Origin of the sequence: Streptomyces sp. YGL11-2, from assembly GCF_050054615.1 — a bacterium.
Lineage (GTDB): Bacteria > Actinomycetota > Actinomycetes > Streptomycetales > Streptomycetaceae > Streptomyces.
Genome location: NZ_JBNHIN010000008.1, coordinates 112,499 through 127,623, shown reverse-complemented (window position 1 = coordinate 127,623; position 15,125 = coordinate 112,499). Strand labels below are relative to the sequence as shown.

General features: G+C 73.9%; 14 protein-coding genes. 6 read left to right on the top strand and 8 right to left on the bottom strand.

The genetic code is table 11. The features are described from left to right. Positions 1–9 precede the first annotated feature (9 nt). Both ACO1BR_RS11975 and ACO1BR_RS11970 read left to right on the top strand, forming a co-directional pair. On the top strand, positions 10–1,557 hold the full coding sequence (locus ACO1BR_RS11975) for an ATP-dependent DNA ligase (protein WP_426795028.1): 1,548 nt from the start codon (positions 10–12) through the stop codon (positions 1,555–1,557). A gap of 12 nt (positions 1,558–1,569) precedes the next feature. After that, a complete protein-coding gene (locus tag ACO1BR_RS11970; RefSeq protein ID WP_426795027.1) occupies positions 1,570–2,046 on the top strand; it encodes an NUDIX domain-containing protein in 477 nt (158 codons plus the stop codon). A 195-nt stretch (positions 2,047–2,241) separates the two neighbouring features. Here the strand turns inward: ACO1BR_RS11970 and ACO1BR_RS11965 are convergent, their stop codons facing one another. The 5 genes from ACO1BR_RS11965 to ACO1BR_RS11945 all read right to left on the bottom strand — a co-directional run bounded on the left by ACO1BR_RS11965 (position 2,242) and on the right by ACO1BR_RS11945 (position 7,262). Continuing rightward, positions 2,242–3,234 (bottom strand): zinc-dependent alcohol dehydrogenase family protein, encoded by a 993-nt coding sequence (locus tag ACO1BR_RS11965; RefSeq protein WP_426795026.1) that lies wholly within the window; start codon positions 3,232–3,234, stop codon positions 2,242–2,244. Then, positions 3,231–4,103 carry a carbohydrate ABC transporter permease gene (locus ACO1BR_RS11960; protein WP_426795025.1) on the bottom strand — a complete coding sequence of 291 codons (873 nt, stop codon included), beginning with the start codon at positions 4,101–4,103 and terminating at the stop codon, positions 3,231–3,233. The genes ACO1BR_RS11965 and ACO1BR_RS11960 overlap by 4 nt, the downstream gene beginning before the upstream one ends. Next, positions 4,100–4,984 (bottom strand): carbohydrate ABC transporter permease, encoded by an 885-nt coding sequence (locus ACO1BR_RS11955; protein WP_201304877.1) that lies wholly within the window; start codon positions 4,982–4,984, stop codon positions 4,100–4,102. The genes ACO1BR_RS11960 and ACO1BR_RS11955 overlap by 4 nt, the downstream gene beginning before the upstream one ends. A 16-nt stretch (positions 4,985–5,000) precedes the next feature. Continuing rightward, entirely contained in the window at positions 5,001–6,386 is a 1,386-nt protein-coding gene (locus ACO1BR_RS11950) for an ABC transporter substrate-binding protein (protein WP_426795024.1), read from the bottom strand. Between the two features lie 114 nt (positions 6,387–6,500). After that, entirely contained in the window at positions 6,501–7,262 is a 762-nt protein-coding gene (locus tag ACO1BR_RS11945; RefSeq protein ID WP_426795023.1) for a DeoR/GlpR family DNA-binding transcription regulator, read from the bottom strand. 306 nt (positions 7,263–7,568) lie between these two features. On the opposite strand from ACO1BR_RS11945, the gene ACO1BR_RS11940 reads away from it, so the two are divergent. Continuing rightward, a complete protein-coding gene (locus ACO1BR_RS11940; protein ID WP_426795022.1) occupies positions 7,569–7,976 on the top strand; it encodes an STAS domain-containing protein in 408 nt (135 codons plus the stop codon). A 154-nt stretch (positions 7,977–8,130) separates the two neighbouring features. Here the strand turns inward: ACO1BR_RS11940 and ACO1BR_RS11935 are convergent, their stop codons facing one another. After that, entirely contained in the window at positions 8,131–9,030 is a 900-nt protein-coding gene (locus ACO1BR_RS11935) for a LysR family transcriptional regulator (protein WP_426795021.1), read from the bottom strand. Between the two features lie 210 nt (positions 9,031–9,240). On the opposite strand from ACO1BR_RS11935, the gene ACO1BR_RS11930 reads away from it, so the two are divergent. Genes ACO1BR_RS11930 through amaB form a run of 3 tightly spaced genes read left to right on the top strand, consistent with a single transcriptional unit; the run spans position 9,241 to position 13,506 of the window. Then, on the top strand, positions 9,241–10,446 hold the full coding sequence (locus ACO1BR_RS11930; RefSeq protein WP_426795020.1) for an NAD(P)/FAD-dependent oxidoreductase: 1,206 nt from the start codon (positions 9,241–9,243) through the stop codon (positions 10,444–10,446). Positions 10,447–10,476: 30 nt separating this feature from the next. Further along, positions 10,477–11,889 (top strand): 2-oxoadipate dioxygenase/decarboxylase, encoded by a 1,413-nt coding sequence (gene hglS, locus ACO1BR_RS11925; RefSeq protein ID WP_426795144.1) that lies wholly within the window; start codon positions 10,477–10,479, stop codon positions 11,887–11,889. 42 nt (positions 11,890–11,931) lie between these two features. Next, positions 11,932–13,506, top strand: coding sequence for an L-piperidine-6-carboxylate dehydrogenase (gene amaB / locus ACO1BR_RS11920; protein WP_426795019.1), 1,575 nt, complete (start codon positions 11,932–11,934; stop codon positions 13,504–13,506). 55 nt (positions 13,507–13,561) lie between these two features. Here the strand turns inward: amaB and ACO1BR_RS11915 are convergent, their stop codons facing one another. Further along, positions 13,562–14,344, bottom strand: coding sequence for a hypothetical protein (locus tag ACO1BR_RS11915; protein ID WP_426795018.1), 783 nt, complete (start codon positions 14,342–14,344; stop codon positions 13,562–13,564). Positions 14,345–14,359: 15 nt separating this feature from the next. Beyond that, a complete protein-coding gene (locus tag ACO1BR_RS11910) occupies positions 14,360–14,962 on the bottom strand; it encodes an RNA polymerase sigma factor (protein ID WP_426795017.1) in 603 nt (200 codons plus the stop codon). Positions 14,963–15,125 lie beyond the last annotated feature (163 nt).

Genomic DNA, 15,125 nt, shown 5'->3' with positions numbered 1-15,125 from the left:
GGTGGCCCGATGCTGCTCGCCCGTCTCGCACAGGTCTCGGGGGAGGTCGCTGCCACCGCGGCGCGGTCCCGGAAGATCGCGCTGCTGGCCGGGCTGTTCCGGGCCGCCGCGCCGGAGGACGTCCCGGTCGTCATCGCGTACCTGGCCGGACGGCTGCCCCAGGGGCGCATCGGCATCGGCTGGAGCGTACTGCGCGCACCGCCGCCGCCCGCCGCCGAGGCCACGCTGACCGTGGGCGGGGTCGACGCCGCGCTGACCCGCCTGGCCCGGGTCGCCGGGCCCGGTGCGCAGGCCGAGCGGCACCGGCTGGTCCGGGAGCTGCTGGCCGCGGCGACCGCGCCGGAGCAGCGGTTTCTGCACGGTCTGCTGACCGGCGAGGTGCGGCAGGGGGCGCTGGAGGCGCTGGCCGCCGAAGGGCTCGCCGCGGCCACCGAGGTGCCGGCGGCCGACGTGCGCCGGGCCGTGATGCTGGCCGGCTCACTGCCGGACGTGGCCCGGGCTTTGCTGTCCCGGGGCTCGTCGGCGCTCGCCGACTTCCGCCTCACGATCGGCCGCCCCGTCGGACCGATGCTCGCGCAGACCGCAGCGTCCGTCGACGAGGCGATCGACAAGCTGGGCCACTGCGCCGTGGAGGAGAAGCTCGACGGCATCCGGGTGCAGGTGCACCGGGACGGGCCGGACGTACGGATCCACACCCGCACCCTCGACGAGGTCACCGACCGGCTGCCCGAGGTCACCGACCTGGTCCGGGCGCTCCCCGCCGAGCGCTTCATCCTGGACGGCGAGGTGATCGCCCTGGACGCCGAGGGCCGGCCGCTGCCCTTCCAGCGGATCGCCGGCCGGTTCGGCTCCCGGGCCGACGTCGCCGCGGCCCGGGCCGCCCTCCCGCTCACCCCGGTCTTCTTCGACATCCTCGCGATCGGCGACCGCGACCTGCTGGGACTCCCCGGCGACAAGCGGCACGCCGAGCTGGCCGGGCTGGTCCCCGAGCCGATGCGGGTGCGCCGCTGCGTGGTGCGGGACCCGGTCGACGCCGCCGCCCGCGCCGCCGCCGCGGAGTTCTGGGTCCGGACCCTGCGCCGCGGCCACGAGGGCGTCGTGGTCAAGGCCCTCTACGCGCCCTACAGCGCGGGCCGCCGCGGTGCCGCCTGGCTGAAGGTGAAGCCGGTCCACACCCTGGACCTCGTGGTGCTCGCCGCCGAGTGGGGGCACGGCCGGCGCGCCGGCAAGCTCTCCAACCTCCACCTCGGCGCGCGCGACCCGGACGGCGGCTTCGTGATGCTCGGCAAGACCTTCAAGGGCCTGACCGACGCCATCCTCGACTGGCAGACCGCACGCCTCCAGGAAATCGCGGAGTCGGACGACGGCCAGGTGGTGGCGGTCCGCCCGGAACTCGTCGTCGAGATCGCCTATGACGGGCTCCAGACCTCGCCCCGCTACCCGGCCGGCGTCACCCTGCGCTTCGCCCGCGTGCTGCGCTACCGCGAGGACAAGTCGGCGGCGCAGGCCGACACGATCGCGACGGTGCTCGCCGCGCACCCCAGCGGGCACGGCTAGCGGCGGCGGCTCGTGGCGGGCAGACGGAGCGCGGGGCTGCTGCTGTACCGGGGCGGTGCGGACGGCGGTGTCGAGGTGCTGCTGGCGCACATGGGCGGACCGCTGTGGGCCCGCCGGGACGCGGGCGCCTGGTCCGTCCCCAAGGGCGAGTACGTGGCGCCGGAAGAGCCGTGGGACGCGGCCCGGCGGGAGTTCGCGGAGGAGCTGGGGCTGCCGGCGCCGGACGGGCGGTACCTCCCGCTGGGGGAGGCCCGCCAGTCCGGCGGCAAGGTGGTCACGGTCTGGGCCGTCGCGGGCGATCTCGACCCGGAGCGGATCGTGCCCGGCACCTTCACGATGGAGTGGCCGCGCGGGTCGGGGGTGGTCCGCAGCTTCCCCGAGATCGACCGGGTGGCCTGGTTCACCCCGGAGGCGGCCCGGGAGCGCCTGGTGACCGGCCAGCGGGTGTTCCTCGACCGCCTGGCGGCCCGCCTCGACGAGGGCCGCTGAACGCCCGGCCTCCCGCTTCGCCACGCCGACGGGCAGCCCGGGCGCACCCCGTCGGCGTACGGAAGCGCACCGCCCCGCCCGCGGCGCCGGGCCGCCGCGTCGTGCACGAGCCGACGCCACGGGGCCCGGCCCTGCCGCACGGCGTGCCGGCCGCGCGCCCCGGCCTCCGCACCGGCGAGGCGGCAACCGGCCGCCTCAGGGCCGTACTTGGATCTTCCGCCCCTTCCCCGCCCGGAACTGCTCCAGCGCCGCCCCGTACCGCTCCAGTGGGTGGCGGTCGCTGATGAACACCTCCGGGTCCAGCACCCCGGCGGCGAAGAGTGCGGCGGCCCGCTCGTAGCTGTGCAGCACGGCCATCGAGCCGGTGATGGTGATCTCCTGGTGGTAGATCCGGTACGGCTCGATGGTGGCCCGGGCCGCGTAGTCGGAGACCCCGAACTGGAGGAAGGTGCCGCCCCGGCCGACCCGGCCCAGCGCGTCCTGGATGGCGCGCTCGCTGCCGGTGGCGTCGATGACCACGTCCCAGCCGCGCGGCTGGTCCAGTGCGTCGGCGGAATCGGCCGCGTTGCTGCACCCCAGTTCACGGGCGGTGGCCAGCCGCTCCGGGTTGATGTCGACGACGTCCACGCCCGCCGCGCCGGTCCGCTTGGCCAGCTCCAGCATCATCAGGCCCATCGTCCCGGACCCGTAGATCAGCACCTGGGTGCCCAACTGCCGGCTGCGCAGGATGTCGTAGCCGCGCACGGCACAGGAGAGCGGTTCGATCAGCGCGGCGTCCTCGGTGCGGACGTGGTCGGGCAGCCGGACGCAGTTGGCGGCCGGTGCCACCGCGAACTCGGCGGCGCCGCCGGCCGTGGTCACCCCGATGGCGGCCCACCGCTCGCAGAGGTTGTTGCGGCCGGTCCGGCAGTAGTGGCACTCGTAGCAGTAGAGGGAGGGGTCCACCGCGACCCGGTCGCCCTCGGCCAGCTCGGTCACCGCACTGCCGGTCGCGACGACCGTACCGGCGAACTCGTGTCCCGGTACGACGGGCAGGCTGGGCGCGAACTCGCCCTGGAGGATGTGGAGATCGGTGCCGCACAGCCCGCAGGCGGCGACCTGCACCACCACCTCGCGGGGACCGGGCGCGGGGTCGTCGACGGTGGCGATCTCGACCTCGCCGGGGGCGCTGATCACTGCTGCTTTCACTTGACGGCTCCAAGGGAGAGGCCCTGGACGAGCTTGTCCTGGGCGGCGAACCCGGCGATGAGCACCGGGAGGGAGATCACGGTGGCCGCGGCGCACACCTTGGCCAGGAACAGGCCCTGGCTGGTGACGAGCCCGGTCAGGAACACCGGCGCGGTACCGGCCACGGTCCCGGTCAGGACCCGGGCGAACAGCAGCTCGTTCCAGCTGAAGATGAAGGAGATCAAGGCGGTCGCCGCGATGCCCGGCATGGCGACCGGGGCGACGATCCGGGTGAGCGTGGTGGGCAGCCCGGCCCCGTCGATCGAGGCGGCCTCCAGGATCTCCACCGGGACCTCGGCGAGGAACGAGCGCATCATCCACACCGCGATCGGCAGGTTCATCGAGGTGTAGAGGATGACGAGCAGCCAGATGCTGTCCAGCATCCGGGTGTTCTGGGCGACGAGATAGACCGGCAGCAGCCCGGCCACCAGCGGCAGCATCTTCGTGGAGAGGAAGAAGAACAGGACGTCGCTCCACTTGCGCACCGGACGGATCGACAGCGCGTACGCCGCCGGCACGGCCAGCACCAGCACCAGCAGCGTCGAAACCACCGACGCGGTGAGCGAGTTGACCAGCGGCGGCCAGGGGCTGACGCCCGCGCCGCCGGCGCCGAAGAACTCGCGGTAGCCGTGCAGGGTGAGCGGTGCGGCCAGGCTCGGCGGATTGGCCGCCGCGTCGCTCTCGCTGTGGAGCGACGTCAGCACCATCCACGCCACCGGCAGGAAGAAGGCGATCCCGCAGAGCCAGGCCAGCAGGCCCAGCGCGCCGTCGGCCCGCCGCTGCCGCCGGGGCAGCGGGGCACGCCCCGGCAGGTGAGGTCCTCGCGTCATCGGGTGATCTCCTCGCGCAACAGGGACGACACGGTGCGCAGCGCGAACGTGGCCACCAGCAGCGAACACAGCACCACCACGACGCCCTGCGCGGACGCCCGCCCGTAGTCATGGGCCTGGTAGAAGGTCTGGTAGATGGTGTACGGCAGGTTCGCGGTGCCCAGTCCGCCCGAGGTGATGGTGAACACCGCGTCGAAGTTCTGCACGATGTACACCGTCCCCAGCAGCGCGGCCAGTTCGAGGTAGCGCCGCAGATGCGGCAGCGTCAGGTAGCGGAAGACGTCGAACGGGGACGCCCCGTCCATCCGGGCCGCCTCCACCGCGTCCGCCGGCCGGCTCTGCAACCCGGCCAGCAGGATCAGCATCATGAACGGCGTCCACTGCCAGATCAGCGACAACTCCACCGCCATCAGGGGGGAGTTGGTCATCCAGTCCGGCTGCGGCGGGTGGTCGCTGCCGAACAGCCGCCACAACCATGTCAGCGAGCCGTTGAGCAGCCCGTACGAGGCGTTGTAGAGCGCGTGCTTCCACAGCAGCGCGGAGGCGACCGGCACCACCAGGAACGGGGTGATCAGCAGCGTCCGTACCACGCCCCGCCCGCGGAAGCGGCGGTCCAGCAGCAGCGCCAGCGCCAGCCCCAGTCCCAGGCTGACCAGCACCACCGTCGCGGTCAGCAGCACGGTGGTGCCGACCGACGCCCGCAGCGCCGGATCGGTGAAGACCGCCCGGTAGTTGTCGAGGGCGGCGAATCCGCGGTGGTCGGGGGCGAGCGCGTTCCAGCGGGTGAAGGAGATCACCACCGTCGCCACGAACGGGAGTTGGGTGACCGCGATCAGGAAGACCAGCGCCGGCAGCAGGGGAGCGCGGCGCGCCCACGCCATGGCGCGACTCGTGCGGTCAGTGGCTCTTGTACGCACCGGACACCTCCCGCGCCAGTCGCTGGCTCTCCGTCAGTGCGTCGGCCACGCTCTGCTTCCCGGCGATCGCGGCGCTGATCTCCTGGGACACCTTGGTCCCCAGGTCCGAGAACTCCGGTATGTCGACGAACTGGATCCCGGGCGCCGGCCGGGGCTGTACGCCCGGATCATCCGGCCGCGCCGAGCGGATCGCCCCCTCGGTCGCCGCGGCGAACGCGCCGGCCTCCTTGAGGTACTCCGGGTCGCGGTAGGTCGAGGCCCGCTTGCCGGCCGGCACCTTCGACCAGCCCAGTTCGCGCCCCACCAGCCGCTCGTACGACGTCCCCGACGCCCAGCGGACGAACTTCCAGGCCGCGTCCTGGTGGGTGCCGGCCTTCTGGATGCCCCAGGCCCAGGTGTAGAGCCAGCCCGCGCCGCCGGTCCGCTCGACCGGCGCGGGGACGTAGCCGATCCTGCCCGCGACCTTGGAGTCCGCGCTCTCCAGCGAGCCGGCGCCGGCGGTCGCGTCGTACCACATGGCGACCTTGCCCTGCTGCATGTCGTTGAGGCACTCGGTGTACCCGGCCTGCGGCGCCCCCGCCTCCCCGTGCGCGCGGAGCAGACCGACGTAGAACCCGACGGCCCGGCGGAACTCCGGGCTGTCCAGCCGGGCGTGCCAGTCCTTGTCGAACCACGTGCCGCCGAAGGTGTTGACGACCGTCGTCAGCGGTGCGGTCAGCTGCCCCCAACCCGGCTGCCCGCGCAGGCAGATGCCCTTCATGCCGGTGCGGAAGCCGTCCAGCTTGGCGGCCATGGCGGCGACCTGGGTCCAGGTCGGCCGCGCCGGCATGGTCAGCCCGGCCGCCTGGAACAGGTCCTTGCGGTACATCAGGAACGACGACTCGCCGTAGAACGGCTCGGCGTAGACCTTCCCGTCGGCCGCGGTGAGCGAGGCGCGCACCGGAGGGAGAATGTCGCTCTGGTCGAACTCGCGGTCGTTCTTGGCGAGTTGGTCGAGCGGGGTGAGCCAGCCGTTGCGGGCGTAGATGGGCGTCTCGTAGTTGCTGAGGCTGGCCACGTCGTACTGCCCGGCCTGGCTGGAGAAGTCCTGGCTCATCTTGTCGCGGAGGTCGTCCTCGGGAAGCACGGTGAAGTGGACCCGGATACCGGTCTCCTTGGTGAAGTGCTCGGCGGTGAGCCGCTGGAGGTCGACCATCTGCGGGTTGTTGACCATCAGCACGTTGAGGGTGTCCGGGCCGCCGTTGCCGACGTCGCCGGCTCCGCGATAGCAGCCGGCGGTGGTCAGGGACAGGGCGACCGCGAGGGCGGTCAGCCATCTGGCGCGGCGGCCGGGGCTGCCGCCCGGTCCGGGGGATCGTGCTCGCACGGCTTCTGCCTTTCTGGGGATGTCTGCCCGCGCGGAGGGGGAAGCGGGCATGCCGGGATGGCCGCCGGAGGCCGGCGGCGGTGGGTTGTGGGGGGTGGGTTGTGAGGGGTGGGGTCAGACCCGGAGCACCTGCGGCCCCAGGAGCGAGTAGCGATGCGCCTCCGGGGCGGACAGCCCGGTGTCGGTGACGATCACGTCGAAGTCGGCGATGTCGGCGAACCGGCAGAAGCTGCTGGCGCCGAACTTGGTGTGCACCCCGACCAGCACCCGCCGCCGTGCCGAGCGCACCGCCTGCGCCTTCACATCGGCGACCGCCGGATCGGGGGTGGTCAGGCCGTGCTCCCGGGAGATGCCGTTGGTGCCCAGGAACGCCAGGTCGACCACGAACCCGGCGAGCATGTCCCGGCACCAGGGCCCCACCGTCGCCTGCGTCCCGGAGCGCACCCGGCCCCCGGCCAGCAGCACGGTGGTGGAGTCCGACGCCGCGACCAGCGAGGCGGTGCGCAGCGAGGCGGTCAGCACGGTCAGCGGACGGTCGGACGGCAGCAGCATCGCGACCAGCTCGGGCGTGTACCCCTCGTCGACGAACACCGTCTCCGCCTCGCCGACCAGCTGGGCCGCCGCCGCCGCGATCCGCCGCTTCTCGGCGACGTGCTGCGTCTCCCGCCGCGCCAGCGTGGTCTCGAAACCGGCGCTCTCGACCGGATACGCCGCGCCGTGCGTACGCCGGACCAGCCCGCGGCGCTCCAGTTCGCTCAGATCGCGCCGTACGGTCTCGCGGGCCACCCCGAACTCCGAGGCCGCGTCGGCGACCTCGACCCGTCCGGTCTGCCGGGCGAGCGCGAGGATGCGGCTCTGGCGTTCCTCGGCCCTCATGGCTCTCTCCTGACCCTGTGCGCGTTCGCTTGGTGTGCCCGGCCCACCGCGTTCCGTTCGGTCACGGTGCTGCCCGTTTCTGCCCGCATGCAGGTTTATAGCAACCGGACCGGCGCGCGAAGCTGCCCGTAACAGCACCAAACATGCCCGTTTTCGCCCGCCCTCAGTCGCCTCCGCACCGGCTTCCGGCCCGGTCCGGTGCCCGTACAGGCCGGTGGCAGGGCCCGGATCGCGCGCCCGGCCCGGTCCGGGTGCGCCGGGGCCGCGCCGGTGGTGCTAGCCACGGCGGCGCTTAGGCTGGACGGCATGAGCTCGGAGATGCGGTCGTTGGCGGTCACTGCGATCGTCCAGGAAGAGGAGTGCGCGGTGCTGCGGGTCAGTGGGGAGTTGGACCTCCGCACCGAGCAGGCGTTCCTCGACGAAGCGCGGTCCATCGTCTCGGCCGGCCACCGCTTCCTCGTGCTCGACCTGACCGCGCTGCGCTTCTGCGACTCCCGGGGGCTGAGCTGCCTGCTCGCCCTGGAGTGGCTGTGCCGCCGGCTGGAGGGCCGGCTCTTCCTGGCGTCACTGGGCGTGCGGATGCTGCGGCTGCTCGTCGGCACCCAGTCCCTCGGCGTCTTCTCGTGCTACCCCACGGTCGGCCACGCACTGGCCGCCGTCCCCTCCGGCAGCCGCCCGGCCTGGCCGCCCGCGCCGGAGAGCAGCGCGGGCTGACCGGGGCCTGCCCGATGGGCCGGGGCCGGACGGACCCTGGGCCGTGTGGGGGACCCATCACGCCTGTGAGGGAAGCGCCCCGTCCCGCCCGTGCTGACTCCTGAGTGTGACGTTCCGCGGCCCCGGGGCGGCCGGCTCCCGGGTGCCCGGCCCCTCACGGCGCCGCGCCGGTCCGCAGCGCGTCGATCAGCGCCGCCACCGACGGCCGGCCACGGGCGGCGGCCCCGACCGCGACCACGATGTGACGCTCGACCACCTCCCGCAGCGCCAGCGGCACGATCCCCTCGGACCGCAGCCGCAGCATCAGCTCGGTCAGCGGCGCGACCCCCAGCCCCGCCCCCACCATCGCCAGCGACGTCGCGGTGTCCGTCACCTCGTGCGCCACCCGCGGCTCGAATCCGGCCCGCCGGCAGGCGGTGCGGACGGCCCGCCCGTAGTAGGAGCCGGGCGCGGGCAGGATCCAGTCGCAGTCCGCGGCCCCGGCGAGCGGCAGCGGCGTCCCGAAGGCGCCCGCCCGTCCCTCCGGAACCGCCAGCGAGAACCGCTCCGAGCGCAGCCGCACCAGCTCCACCGCACCGTCCCGGTCCAGCGGCGCGTCCGGATAGTCCAGCCCCAGCGCCAGATCCACCCGCCCGGCGCAGACCTCCGTGTACGCCAGGTCCACGTCCACCTCACGGCTCTCTACCCGCACCCCCGGGTGCCGCGCCGCCAGCCGCCGCAGGGCCGGCGGCAGCAGTACGGCCGCCGCCGTGCCGAAGACCCCCAGCCGCAGCCGCCCGGACACCTCGCCGCGGGCCCGCTCCAGGGCCGCCACCGCCTCGGCCTGCGCGCCCAGGATCCGCTCCGCGTGGACGGCGAGGGTCTGCCCGGCGTCCGTCAGCTCCACCCGGCGCCCCGCCCGCCGGACCAGCTCCGTACCGGTGGCCCGCTCCAGCGCGGCGATGTGCTGGGAGACCGCGCCCGGCGTGTAGCCCAGGGCCGCGGCCGCCGCGGTCATCGTGCGGCTCCGGGTCAGCTCCCGTAGCGTCCTGAGCTGAACCCCCGGCAACTCCATGGCGGCACCCTACCGATCAGCACCCCACGCCCCCGCGAAACCTCAAAAAGCCCAGACCTCCTCACAGATCACGTCCAGCAACTCTGCATGGACGGGCGACGGCCTTCCCGCCACCATCGGAGCGACCGGCCTCCGTTGACGCACCGGTCCGCCGGGACGCCCACCCGACCGATCGGTACGCGGCGACGGGAAGACAGGAAGGTGCTCCGCATGGCTCCGAGTACGGCTTCTGCTCCCTCGGCCTTCGACCCCCCGCCCGAGCCCCTCCCGGAAGCGGCCGACGTCGTGATCGTCGGCGGCGGGGTGATCGGCGCCAGCATCGCCTTCCACCTGGCCGAGGCGGGCGCCGGCCGGGTGCTGCTCCTGGAGCGCGAACTCCCCGCGTCCGGTTCGTCCGGCAAGCCGATCGGCGGGGTACGCGCCCAGTTCTCCGACCCGCTCAACATCCGCCTCGGCCTGCGCAGCCTGGACGCCTGGCGGGACTTCCCCCGGCGGCCCGGCGCCGACATCGGCCTGGAGACCGTCGGCTACCTCTTCCTCCTCGGCAACGAGCGCGAACTCGCCACGTTCACCCAGGGAGTCGAGGTCCAGAACGCCCACGGCGTGCCGAGCCGGATCATCACCCCGCGCGAGGCCCACGAGCTGTGCCCCTACCTCGACCCGTCCGGCCTCGTCGCCGCCGCCTTCTCGCCCACCGACGGCTACGCCCTGCCCCGGGCCGCGGTCACCGGCTATCTGGACGCCGCCCGCAGCCTCGGTGCCACCGTCCGCACCCGCTGCCCGGTCACCGCCATCGACACCGCCGACGGCGCCGTCCGGGCCGTCCGCACCCCGCACGGCACCGTCCGCACGTCCGCGGTGATCTGCTGCGCCGGCGCCTGGTCCGGGGCCGTCGGCGCGATGGCGGGCGTCGACCTCCCCGTCACCCCGCTCCGCCGCCAGATCGCCTTCACCGGCCCGCTGCACCCGCCGCCGCCCCGGATCCCCTTCACCCTCGACTTCGACTCCACCTTCTACTTCCACAACGACGGCGCCGGCGGGCTGCTCATGGGCCTCTCCGACCCCGCCCAACAGCCCGGCTTCGAGCGGGAGTTCAGCCGCGAATGGCTGATACCGTGCCGCGCCGCCGCGGCCCGCCGGGCGCCGGAACTCGCCGGACTCCCGGTCACCGGCGGCTGGGCCGGCCTCTACGAGCTGACCCCCGACCGCAACGCGCTGATCGGCGAGGCCGGCCACCTCGACCGGTTCCTCTACGCCACCGGCTTCTCCGGCCACGGCTTCCTCCAGGCCCCCGCGGTCGGCGAGATCGTCCGCGACCTCTATCTGCGCCGCGAACCCTTCCTCGACGTCGGCCCGCTCGCCGCCACCCGCTTCGGTGCCGGGCACACCGCCCGCCCCGAGGCCCACGTCATCTGAACCGCCCGCCCCCGGGAGTCCCGTATGGCCATGGTCCCCACCTGGCGGCTGCGTGCCGCGTTCGCCCGCCGGCTGTCCGACATGTACGGCACCGAAGTCCCCGCCTACACCACCCTGCTGGAGGTCGCCGGGCAGATCAACGACGAGGTCGCGGGCCGGGACCCGGACGCCGGCCGGCTCGGCAGCATCAGCCGGGTCACCGCCGAGCGGCACGGCGCCATCCGCGTCGGCACCCCCGGCGAACTCCGCGAGGCCGCCCAGATCTTCGCCGCACTGGGCATGCGCCCGGTCGGCTTCTACGACCTGCGCGACGGCGACATCGGCGCCGTCCCCGTCGTCTCCACCGCCTTCCGCCCCACCGCCACCGACGAACTGGACCGCAACCCCTTCCGCGTCTTCACCTCCCTCCTCACCACCTCCGACCGCCGCTTCTTCGACGCCGACCTGGAGTCCCGGCTCACCGCCTTCCTCGCCCGCCGCCGCCTCTTCCCGCCCGAACTCCTCCAACTGGCCGAGCAGGCGGAGCAGGCGGAGGGACTCGACGAGCCCGCCGCCGAACGCTTCCTCACCCTCGCCGTCGGCGCGTTCCGGCTCTCCACCGTGCCCGTGGACCGGGCCTGGTACGCCGAACTGGAGCGGATCTCCGCCGTCGCCGCCGACATCGGCGGCGTCGCGGCCACCCACGTCAACCACCTCACCCCCCGCGTCCTGGACATCGACGCCCTCTACCGGCGCATGGGGGAGCGCGGCATCACCATGATCGACCGGATCCAGGGACCCCCGCGCTGGGACGGCCCCGATGTCCTGCTGCGCCAGACCTCCTTCCGCGCGCTGGCCGAACCCCGCGCCTTCCGCGAGCCCGACGGCCGGGTCACCAGCGGCGCGCTGCGGGTCCGCTTCGGTGAGGTCGAGGCCCGCGGCATCGCCCTGACCCGCACCGGCCGGGCCCGCTACGACGCCCTCATGGCGGAGACCGACCGCCGGACGGCCGACCGCCCCGGCGCCGACCGCGCGCAGACCGCCCGCGACCTGTGGCAGCGCGGCTTCCCGCCTACCGAACACCAACTGGCCGTGGAACAGCAGGCGTTCTTCACCTACCACCCGGTGGCCGACCGCCCGCGCGACGGCCACCACCCGCCCGCCGACCTCGCCGGACTGCTCACCGGCGGCTGGCTCACCGCCCGCCCCATCGTCTACGAGGACTTCCTGCCCCGCTCCGCCGCCGGCATCTTCCACTCCAACCTCACCGGCGACGGCACCCGCGACGCCCGGCGCGCCGGCACCCCCTACGACGCCCACCGGCTCTCCGCCGCGATCGACCGCCCGGTGCTCGACCCCTTCGCCCTCTACGCGGCCCAGCAGGACCGCTCCCTGCGCCAGGCCCTCGACACCCTGGGCGCCGATGCCGCACTCCGCGCCCTGGACGACCCAGCCGACATCTAGCTGACTGCCTATCAAGTCACTTATCCAGCAAGGAGTTGCCTGATGACCCCGCCCACCGCCGACCCCTCCGCCGCGCGCCTGCCCGACACCGCCGCGCTGCGCGCCCGCGCCTCGTCCGCGCTGCGCCGCTGCGGCGCCGCCGACCTCGACACCCACGCCGCCGGAGCCGCCGCCGGCCCCACCCTCGCCGCCCGCACCCCGCTCACCGGCGCCACCCTCGCCCAGCTCCCGGCCACCACCCCCGACCAGGCCGAGGCGGCGCTCGCCGAGGCCCACCGCACCTTCCTCACCTGGCGCACCGTCCCCGCCCCCGTGCGCGGCGCCCTCGTCAAGCGGCTCGGCGAACTGCTCACCGCCCACCAGGAGGACCTCGCCGACCTGGTCACCATCGAGGCCGGCAAGATCCGTTCCGAAGCGCTCGGCGAGGTACGCGAGATGATCGACATCTGCGACTTCGCGGTGGGCCTCTCCCGGCAGCTCTACGGCCGCACCATCGCCGGCGAACGCCCCGGCCACCGGCTCTCCGAGACCTGGCACCCGCTCGGCGTCGCCGGGGTGATCTCCGCCTTCAACTTCCCGGTCGCCGTGTGGTCCTGGAACACCGCCGTCGCCCTGGTCTGCGGCGACCCGGTCGTCTGGAAGCCGTCCGAGCTGACCCCGCTGACCGCACTCGCGTGCACCGCGCTGCTGGCCAGGGCCGCGGCCGACACCGGCGCACCGGCCGGTGTCCACCACCTCCTGCTCGGCGGCCGGGAGTGGGGCGAACTGCTGGCCGACGACCCCCGGGTGGCGCTGGTCAGCGCGACCGGCTCGGTGCGGATGGGCCGGCAGGTCGCCCCGCGGGTGGCCGCGCGGTTCGGCCGCTGCCTGCTGGAACTCGGCGGCAACAACGCCGCCGTCGTCACCCCCTCCGCCGACCTCGACCTCGCCGTACGCGGCATCGTCTTCGCCGCCGCCGGGACCGCCGGGCAGCGCTGTACGACGCTGCGCCGGCTGATCGTCCACGAGGACGTCGCCGAACCGCTGATCGAGCGGATCGTGCGCGCCTACGGCCAACTCCCGCTCGGCGACCCGTTCGACGTGGCGACCCTCGTCGGCCCGCTCGTCAACCCCGCCGCCGGGACGGCGATGGCCGAGGCGCTCGCCGCCGCCCAGCGCGACGGCGGCAAACTCCTCGCCGGCGGCGACCGCTGCCTGACCGCCGAGGCCCCGGACGCCGCCTACCTCCGCCCCGCCCTCGTCCGGATGCCCGACCAGACCGAGATCGTCCGCACCGAGACCTTCGCGCCGATCCTCTACGTCCTGACCTACCGCACGCTCGACGAGGCCATCGCCCTGCACAACGGCGTCCCGCAGGGACTCTCCTCCAGCATCTTCACCCGCGACCAGCGGGAGGCCGAACGCTTCCTGGCCGCCGACGGCTCCGACTGCGGCATCGCCAACGTCAACATCGGCACCTCGGGCGCGGAGATCGGCGGTGCGTTCGGCGGCGAGAAGGAGACCGGCGGCGGCCGGGAGTCCGGCTCCGACGCCTGGCGCGCCTACATGCGCCGGGCCACCAACACCGTCAACTACTCGGCGGAACTGCCACTGGCGCAGGGCGTCAACTTCCTTTAGCCGGGCGGCGACCGGCCGGGCGGCGCGACATCACCACCCCGTCCGGACACCACACCTAGCGCAGGGCGCGCCCCAGGTCGCGGACCAGGGTCGGTGACGGACGCGGGATCTCCCCGAAGTCCTCGTCGTCGCCCTCCACCACCAGCTGGCTGATCACGCTCTCCAGCGCGGCCGGCAGGGTGGGCGCCAGCCCGCTGTGCCACTGCACGAGGAGGTTGTGCCGGGCGTCGTCCGGCAGCAGCTGCTTCTCGTCGAACGCGGCCACCGCCCGGCGATCCTCGTCGGGCGCGTGCGCCGCCTGCTCGCGCCAGTAGGCGGCGTCGCGGAACTCGCCGTCGCGGCGGTGGGCGAGATACAGGCAGTAGGCGGCGGTGCGGCTGCCGGCGCCGGCGCCGAAGTGCCACCAGAAGTGCGCCGCGTCGGTGCGCCCCGTGATGTGCAGCAGACAGGCGAAGACCAGCGCGCCCTCGGGGTCGATGTGGTGGTCGTTCACCAGCCGCTCCAGACTGGCCGCGGCCGCCGCCGCGTTGACGACCAGCGCACAGGCGAGCTGGAGCTCGTGCGTGGCCTCGTCACGGGCGCTCGGGTAGCCGCTGGGCGCCCCGAGGTCCGGCCGGACGATCGGCGGCGCCGCCGCGGGCGCCGCGCCCGCCCGCCGGTCCCGCACCCCCGCGCGGGTGCCCCGGTGGCCGAGGCCGTCGAGTGTGCCCGCCTCGTCGAGATCGCCGAAGCCGGCCAGCCCGTCGATGCCGGCCACCGCGGCGGCGGCGCTGAGCAGTGTCTCGACGGTCTCCCGGCGTTCGAGCGGATCGCTGTACCGCATGGTCCGTTCCCCCATTTCCGTTTCCCCGAGCTATCCCTGGTCGATTCCCAGCGCGCCGGCGAGCTTGCGCTTGCCCCGGCTCGCGTACGAGCGCACGGTGACCTCGTCCACCCCGAGCAGCGCGGCGATCTGCGCGTCGCTGTACCCGATGACATGCCGCAACACGATCACGTCGCACTGCCGCTCCGGCAGCCGGGAGATCGCCGCGTAGAGCCCCAACTGGCTCTCCAGCATGGCGAACTGCTGCTGGCACTCGCGCAGCAGCGCATGGGTGACGACCGCGAAGGCGGCGGTCTCGGTCAGTGCGGTGGGCTGCTGGTGGTCGTAGAGCCACTCCACCACCCGCTCCTTGAGCACCGACCAGGCGTACGCCTCCACCGACGCCTGCCGCAGCGCGTGCGGCCACACCCGGCCGAGCCGCCCGTACGCCGCGCGGGTCACCTCGCGGGCCGCGGCTTCGCTGCCGGTGTGCAGATAGGCGTAGGTGAACCATTTCCGGGCGTGGGTCGCCAGGAACGCCTCGAAGGTGATCGATAACGATCCGTCGGATTCCTGCGGGCCGATGGCTATCTCCACTGTGGCAGCGCGGGCCGGGCTCCACGCCGGCGGATGTCGGTCCCGGTCTCTGCTCACGCGCTGTCCTCGTTCCGTTCGCCGTGCACCGCCGCGGTGGCGCCGGGAACGGCGACCGCAGCAGGAAGGTGGTTTGCCCTCACCTTCCAATGAACAGGAAACCGAGCCGTTTTGTGGCACCCGGACGCAAATAATCCTGCGCTCCGTATTCGTATGACTACCC